This is a genomic window from Xanthomonas sp. SHU 308 (genome assembly GCF_000364645.1).
In the GTDB taxonomy this organism is placed as follows: Bacteria; Pseudomonadota; Gammaproteobacteria; order Xanthomonadales; family Xanthomonadaceae; genus Xanthomonas_A; species Xanthomonas_A sontii.
This window is the reverse complement of the sequence record NZ_AQOK01000889.1, coordinates 1-1,533: the sequence shown is the minus strand read 5'-3', so window position 1 is coordinate 1,533 and position 1,533 is coordinate 1. Positions and strand designations below refer to the sequence as shown.

The 1,533-nt window shown below is 74.1% G+C and carries 1 protein-coding gene; it reads left to right on the top strand.

Annotated features, from left to right (window positions below):
• Positions 1–1,533, top strand: a 1,533-nt coding sequence (ptsP, locus tag D588_RS0122885; RefSeq protein ID WP_017917644.1) for a phosphoenolpyruvate--protein phosphotransferase, incomplete at both ends; no start/stop codon positions are given.

Here is a 1,533-nt window from a genome sequence, read left to right as displayed (position 1 = left end):
CCGGCTGGACCCCGCCGCAGGCGCAGCCGGCCATCGTCGGCATCGGCGCCAGCCCCGGCCTGGCGATCGGCGTGGTGCACAAGCTGGCCGGCCACGACGTGGCGGTGGCGGACACGCCCGTGCCGCTGAGCGACGGCGGCGCCCTGCTGCACGACGCCCTGCAGCGCACCCGCACGCAACTGCAGGCCATCGAAGAGGACACCCGGCGCCGCCTCGGCGCCGGCGATGCGGCGATCTTCCGCGCCCAGGCCGAACTGCTCAACGACACCGACCTGATCACCCTGGCCTGCCAACTCATGGTCGAGGGCCACGGTGTCGCCTGGTCCTGGCAGCAGTCGGTCGAGCGCCTGGCCAACAAGCTCTCGGCGCTGCGCAATGCGGTGCTGGCCGGGCGCGCCAGCGACCTGCGCGACGTCGGCCGCCGGGTGCTGGCACACCTGGATCCGAGCCTGGCCGGCGGCAGCCTGGCGCAGTTGCCGGCCGCGCCGTGCGTCCTGCTCGCCCACGACCTGTCGCCGTCGGACACCGCCAACCTCGACACCGGCCGCGTACTCGGCCTGGCCACCGCGGTGGGCGGCCCGACCTCGCACACCGCGATCCTCTCGCGCACGCTCGGCCTGCCGGCGCTGGTCGCCGGCGGCGCCGACCTGCTGGACCTGGAGGACGGCGCCACCGTCATCGTCGACGGCAGCAGCGGCCGCCTGTACCTGGCGCCATCGGAGGCCGACCTGGCCTCGGCCCGCGCCTACATCGAGGAACAGCAGCAACTGCGCGCGCGCGAGGCCGAGCAGCGCAACCAGCCGGCACAGACCGAGGACGGCCATCGCCTGGAGATCGGCGCCAACGTCAACCTGCCCGAGCAGGTCGCCGCGGCACTGGCGCAGGGCGCCGAGAGCGTGGGCCTGATGCGCACCGAATTCCTGTTCCTGGAGCGCGGCAGCACCCCCAGCGAGGACGAGCAGTACGCCACCTACACGGCGATGGCGCAGGCGCTGGACGGCCGCGCGCTGATCGTGCGCGCCCTGGACATCGGCGGCGACAAGCAGGTCGCGCACCTGAACCTGCCGCGCGAGGACAACCCGTTCCTGGGCGTGCGCGGCGCGCGCCTGCTGCTGCGCCGCGCCGACCTGCTGCAACCGCAGCTGCGCGCGCTGTACCGCGCGGCCAAGGACGGCGCGCGCCTGGCGATCATGTTCCCGATGATCACCTCGGCCGCGGAACTGCTGACGCTGCGCGCCGAATGCGAGCGCCTGCGCGCGGAACTGCAGGCGCCGGAGGTGCCGCTGGGCATCATGATCGAAGTGCCGGCCGCGGCGATCCAGGCCGATGCGCTGGCGAAACACGCGGACTTCTTCTCGATCGGCACCAACGACCTGACCCAGTACACCCTGGCCATCGACCGGCAGAACCCGGACCTGGCCGCCGAGGCCGACAGCCTGCACCCGGCGGTGCTGCGCCTGATCCGCACCACCGTCGAGGGCGCCGCGCGCCACGGCCGCTGGGTCGGCGTGTGCGGCGGCCTGGCCGGCGATG